The following is a 6,103-nucleotide window of genomic DNA, read 5'->3' as shown; positions in this document are numbered from 1 at the left end:
ATTCTACCAATAAAAAAACTTAACCGCGAAGCAAGAGCCGTACGCTCTCTCACTTACACGGTTAAGTTTACACTCCCCCTTTCATAAAAAATGGGGATGATGCCGTCACCCTTGAGTTAACCGTTATGCTATTGTTCTTTAATTATATATTATATGTTCGTTATTTCCTGACGAATTGCGAGAGGAATTGATTGAATTTCCTTGTAAGAAGTCTGTACACTAGCTAACATGCCCATCCTTCCCTCTCACTGTATCGTTGTTTGGGTTCGTGACATTGTTAGCACTTAACTCAACGAAGCCTCCGGTATCAACTTAAAGCCCTCGATCATGGTATCTTCATCAACCTCGATCATTAAACAGAGCTTACCATTAAAGTTGACTTGCCTTACATACTTCAAGTCTTTAGGACTGATAGAAATATTGGCGACCTTTGTTTCGATTTTGATCGATTTCGATGTATATTTTGGGACAATGCTGCTTGCTTTAAGCTCATATTTTTCGTCATCAACGACTTTTTGGAAGGCCATTTCAACCTTATCCATATTGACGTCTTCTACTCCGCTCATTTTTAAAACTCGTTCCACATCTTTATAATCAAGTGTAGGAGTGACTTCTTCTTCCTCCTCTTCATCTTCATCCATCATCCGGTTTATTTCTTCATATACATTCGAAAGCGTATGAGTATCCACCTCGCCTCCCACCACTTCATTTACGACAAACTCAAATATGGCTTTGTCTTCCTGGGCAGTCATAATCTCTTCGCCATTCAGAACATCCTCGATAAAATGATAATCAGGATTATTCGCTTTTCCCGCCGAGTATAATACACGATTTACATCAGCTGCATTGTCAGTGAAACTTGGAAATAAAAATCCTGCAACTGGAGATGCAAGATTGATAATGGAATCAACTACCACACTTGACTTAAATTCCTTCTCAACATAGTCAAACACCAGCGATCTTTTTGGTTGCTCCGTCTGATTGATGCTGCAAAGAATAAAAGGATGGGAATACACCTCATCCCGATCACTCTCTTCCGCTTCTTCCCGGCTCCTTTTCGTCGGTTTAAAATAATTGCCACGAATGAAAGTGACGACCATATCCTTCTCGTACTGAACATCCTTAAACATTTTATCAACGATGAGAAGCATTTGCTCCTTCCATTCCTCCACTTCATCCGCCCGTAAGCCTTCATGAAGAATCATCCGCGTGTGATCTTCCGCCTGTTCCTGAAACTTTACTTCAAATAATTTCACATCAAGCTGGCCTGTCAGCACCTTCTTAAAGTTAATCATGAATAACTCCTGCTGTTCTCTGTCTAACATGGGAAACGGGTGACTCTCCTGATGGTAGATATCACTGCTTTCCTTTCTTATATAAACATTAAAAATATCCGTGACCGTTAATAAATCATTATCAAGTTTGAACTGCTTACGAATATTGGCTATATCCTTTTTGTTCATGGAAGTGCAACTCCTTAACAATGTGTTGCCAGCTTTTTCTCCCTAAGCTTGGCCTTCTTATTATAACAGCATTGATCACAAAACAGCTTTTTTCATTTAAATATAGTCTGTTCTATTATCATTTAACAGATAATAATCTCATTAATAGCTCTATTTGATTGTTGCATAATCTAATCTATGTTAAATTAGATCCATATATATCAATTAGTATTGATCTAGCAGCAATACATTAACAATCAATATTTATTTAAAATAATTTTAATTAAACTCTTGACTTCAATATCTAATACTATATAATAGTAATTGTAATTAAGGAACTGTTATAGATAGTTAAATAACAGCTATTTTAAAATCATTTAGGAGGAATTTATATTATGGCTCTTATTGGAAAAGAAGTAGAAGCATTCACAGCACAAGCGTACAAAAACGGTGATTTCATCGAGGTAACAGAAGAAAACTTGAAAGGTCATTGGAGCGTTGTTTGCTTCTACCCAGCAGACTTCACTTTCGTTTGCCCAACAGAGCTTGAAGACTTGCAAGATCAATATGCAGCTCTTCAAGAACTTGGAGTAGAGGTTTTCTCTGTTTCAAGAGATTCTCATTTCACACATAAAGCTTGGCATGATACTTCCGAAGCTATCGGTAAAATTACTTACGCGATGATTGGAGACCCGTCACATAAGCTTTCCCAAATGTTCGATGTGTTTGTAGAAGAAGAAGGCCGTGCAGACCGCGGTACATTTATTCTTGACCCAGACGGAGTCATCCAAGCAGTTGAAATCAATGCTGACGGCATCGGCCGTGATGCAAGTGTCCTCATTGATAAAATTAAAGCTGCACAATACGTGCGTAATAATCCTGGCGAAGTTTGCCCTGCAAAATGGAAAGAAGGCTCAGAAACTCTTAAGCCAAGCCTTGATCTAGTAGGTAAAATTTAAGGAGTGCTATAAATGATACTGGATGCAGACATTAAGGAACAACTTAGACAATATCTACAATTAATGGAAGGCGACGTACTGTTAAAAGTCAGTGCAGGAACTGATGATGTATCAAAGGACATGCTGTCTTTGATGGACGAGCTTACAGCTATGTCATCCAAAATAAAAGTAGAGAAAGCAGCCTTGGAAAGAACGCCAAGCTTCAGTGTCAACCGTTTGGGAGAAGATACTGGAATCACTTTCGCCGGTATCCCTCTCGGGCATGAATTCACTTCTTTTGTTTTGGCGTTGCTTCAGGTGAGCGGAAGAGCTCCAAAGGTCGAACAGAACGTCATCAACCAAGTGAAGAGCCTTCAAGGCGAGTATCACTTTGAAACATACGTAAGCCTTAGCTGCAACAACTGTCCTGACGTTGTCCAAGCGTTGAACGTGATGAGCGTTCTCCATCCTGGCATCAGTCATACAATGATTGATGGCGCAGCTTTTAAAGAGGAAGTAGAAAGCAAGGGCGTCATGGCTGTTCCAACTGTTTTCTTGAATGGCGATTCGTTTGGCGGCGGCCGTATGTCACTTGAAGATATCCTTGCAAAGTTAGGCAGCACAGTAGATCCCGCTGAGCTTTCCGCTAAAGAACCATTTGACGTTCTTGTTGTTGGTGGCGGTCCTGCCGGCGCCAGTGCAGCGGTCTATGCAGCACGCAAAGGGATTCGGACAGGTATTGTGGCTGAACGCTTCGGCGGCCAAATCTTAGATACTGTTGGCATTGAGAACTTCATCAGTGTGAAACATACAGAAGGCCCTAAGCTTGCGGCAAGCCTGGAAGAGCATGTGAAGGAATATGATGTAGATATTATGAACTCACAGCGCGCAAAAGGCTTGCAAAAGAAAGATTTGATTGAAATTGAACTGGAAAACGGAGCTGTTCTTAAGAGTAAAACAGTGGTCCTTTCAACAGGTGCTCGCTGGCGCAATGTTGGCGTTCCAGGTGAAGCAGAGTTCAAAAACAAAGGTGTTGCTTACTGTCCTCACTGTGACGGCCCATTGTTTGAAGGAAAAGATGTAGCCGTTATTGGTGGAGGTAACTCTGGTATTGAAGCAGCCATTGATCTTGCAGGTATTGTGAAACACGTAACAGTTCTCGAGTTTGCTCCAGAATTGAAAGCCGACTCTGTCTTACAAGACCGTCTCTACAGTCTTCCAAATGTGACAGTGATCAAAAACGCTCAAACTAAAGAAATCACTGGCACTGATAAAGTCGACGGCATTACCTACATTGATCGCGAAAGTGGAAAAGAACATCGTATAGATTTACAAGGCGTGTTTGTTCAAATTGGCCTTGTACCAAACACCGATTGGCTGGGCGATACAATTGAACGTACAAGAATGGGTGAAATTGTAGTAGACAAAAAAGGCGCCACAAGCATTCCTGGTGTATTTGCAGCAGGTGACTGTACTGACAGTGCATATAAGCAAATCATCATTTCAATGGGATCAGGTGCTACTGCTGCATTGGGCGCATTTGATTACCTCGTTCGGAATTAAACGATTTATTTAAGCTGCATACCAGCGGAAATCCCTCCGAATCATAAAACAACCTACCAGGTATGCTTAGCTTATTTAATATAGATTCTCCTCTAGAAAATCACTATCTGCCCACTTTGGGCTGGGTAGTGATTTTCTTTTGCTATATTACAAACTGACCCCCACACTTTTTATAAAAGTGACACTTTCAAAGAGACCAACGATTTGCTAAATTATCAGTAAAACAGGTAGCATTCTGTTGCCTTTCAACTAGCAAAGAAAGAAGGTCTGTAAGATGGAAAGAACCGCAAGCTATTCAAGCTCCAAATCCAAAACTTTTGATCTCATTCTGACAGCCATGTCAACAGCACTCGTTTTCGTGGCTACCATGCTCTTAAATATAAAACTTCCTATTTCGATAAACGGCGGCCTTGTTCACCTTGGCTCAGCCATGCTCTTCATTGCCGCCATTACATTCGGCCCTAAAAAGGGCGCATTTGCCGGTGCTGTCGGCATGGGGTTGTTTGACCTCGTATCCGGCTGGGCTTTATGGGCGCCTATCACCTTTTTAACACGTGCGTTACAGGGCTATATCGTTGGAAAAATTGCCTGGGCCGGAGGCCGAAATGGAAACAACATTGCATATAACCTGTTGGGAATCGTCCTTTCAGTACCTCCTATGATTGCGGGCTATTATCTTTGGGAAAGCATCATATATGGCAACTGGATTGTGCCTTTAACATCTATTCCTGGGGACATCGTGCAAAGTGTTATCGGTATCGCTGTCGCTATTCCCGTATGTATTGTGTTGAAGAAAATACCTGCTTTTAAATAATGAAAAAATCAGCTATAACCTTACACGGTTATAGCTGATTTTTTTAAAAACATAATTAGGCTCTATTATACTAGTCAACCCTTATATTGGGAAGGAGGCAAGGTAATGGATTGCTTAAGGCTGGTTTGCAATTTTTGAAACGTTTCCTTGCCAAAAAACGCATCCGCTTTGTTCTCAATGTCTGTTAAAGCCACGTCATTTTCACGAAGGGTCTCCCGGATTCTCTTTACAATTTGCAGTGCATTTGCCCCTTTGATCTGTTTGGCGACTCGTTCCAGAAGCACCTTCGTATCAACTGAAAATTTTTGCGCAAAACTGTGGCACCTGACAATATTATTCCGAAGAAACTCAGAATATTCAGGTGTGAAAGCACGGCGGATACAACCCCTCACCCCAGCGTAACCATAGGAAATCTCTGACGCAGCACGATAAAACAAAATCATCCCATCCGCGTGACTTGATTCAGGATTCAACCTCAGTTCCGTAATATAAGAAACTAAGCGCTTCACCACTGTCGTTCCTTGCTCGGTCGCCTCCCACCATTCCAATAAATGATGTTTTTCCTCTACACTCATTTGAAAGGAAGATTGATCCGGCATTTCCTTCTCTCCCTTTAAGTAATCTGTTAAAGGCGCGGAATGGCCTGAACTTTTTGGATGCGTTTCAGAATTTCATTCCATTCCGTTCCCAAAAGAGCCTTGCCGTACTTATTGGCCTCATCAATTTTTTGAGCTATTTGCCGGTTTAAAAGCAGACTTTGCTTGATTAAATAATAGGTGTCCGGTGTCGCTTCCTTTGCTACTAGCTCAAAATTAGGGCTCATTTGTTTTTCGCTAATCCGCAAAGTATCCAGGTCAAAAACAAGCATTTCTTTTCCGAGCGGGATCATTTCGCCATTACGAAGCCTTTCGATCGTCCCTCTGACTGCATCAAAGCCGTAGCCAATATCAGCCACAGTAGCATGATACGGATTCAGCCCCGGCGCATTCCGCAACGAAGGAATCTGGCGAAAACCAGTCGTAATGGAGCAAACCACTTCCTTTGCTGCCATTCCCTTATCTAAGGCAGCATCAATAGCATCAAGATACCCATTCCACTGATTTCTCCCCATTTTAAAATCCCCCTTTTTACCGAACTTCCCCCAAAGTAAAATATTCAAGCCTACTCTGTCCTTATGATTAATTTCGAAAAATCCCAAGAAAATCTGTTTCGAGAAAAAGAGACAATATCAAATGCGCCTTGGCGTATTTGCACCCAGATTTTATCGAGCTCCGCTCGATAAATTTTGTATGAAAATTATTTCCGCTAGAAAGCAATACTTAAGTAAGCCCTCTATTCCTATTTTT

Annotated in this window: 6 protein-coding genes; 3 read left to right on the top strand and 3 right to left on the bottom strand. The window is 41.4% G+C overall.

Translation table 11 applies throughout. The annotated features are described in order from the left end of the window. Positions 1-284 precede the first annotated feature (284 nt). On the bottom strand, positions 285-1,463 hold the full coding sequence (locus H9631_RS21765; RefSeq protein WP_191816499.1) for a DUF4317 domain-containing protein: 1,179 nt from the start codon (positions 1,461-1,463) through the stop codon (positions 285-287). A 374-nt stretch (positions 1,464-1,837) separates the two neighbouring features. Between H9631_RS21765 and ahpC the strand changes: the two genes are divergently transcribed. The 3 genes from ahpC to H9631_RS21750 all read left to right on the top strand — a co-directional run bounded on the left by ahpC (position 1,838) and on the right by H9631_RS21750 (position 4,757). Then, positions 1,838-2,401, top strand: coding sequence for an alkyl hydroperoxide reductase subunit C (gene ahpC, locus H9631_RS21760; protein ID WP_160709236.1), 564 nt, complete (start codon positions 1,838-1,840; stop codon positions 2,399-2,401). 12 nt (positions 2,402-2,413) lie between these two features. Beyond that, positions 2,414-3,943 carry an alkyl hydroperoxide reductase subunit F gene (ahpF, locus tag H9631_RS21755; protein ID WP_191816497.1) on the top strand — a complete coding sequence of 510 codons (1,530 nt, stop codon included), beginning with the start codon at positions 2,414-2,416 and terminating at the stop codon, positions 3,941-3,943. Between the two features lie 274 nt (positions 3,944-4,217). Then, entirely contained in the window at positions 4,218-4,757 is a 540-nt protein-coding gene (locus H9631_RS21750) for an ECF transporter S component (protein ID WP_191816495.1), read from the top strand. A 74-nt stretch (positions 4,758-4,831) separates the two neighbouring features. On the opposite strand, the gene H9631_RS21745 is transcribed toward H9631_RS21750, so the two are convergent. Together H9631_RS21745 and H9631_RS21740 are read right to left on the bottom strand one after the other, a co-directional pair. Further along, on the bottom strand, positions 4,832-5,356 hold the full coding sequence (locus H9631_RS21745; protein WP_191816493.1) for a hypothetical protein: 525 nt from the start codon (positions 5,354-5,356) through the stop codon (positions 4,832-4,834). Positions 5,357-5,382: 26 nt separating this feature from the next. Beyond that, positions 5,383-5,868 (bottom strand): hypothetical protein, encoded by a 486-nt coding sequence (locus H9631_RS21740; RefSeq protein WP_191816491.1) that lies wholly within the window; start codon positions 5,866-5,868, stop codon positions 5,383-5,385. Positions 5,869-6,103 lie beyond the last annotated feature (235 nt).

It is taken from the genome of Bacillus norwichensis, assembly GCF_014836955.1.
GTDB classification, from domain to species: Bacteria; Bacillota; Bacilli; order Bacillales; family Bacillaceae_C; genus Siminovitchia; species Siminovitchia norwichensis.
Note: the sequence above shows the minus strand (reverse complement) of the source record. Positions and strands in the feature narration are given on the sequence as shown.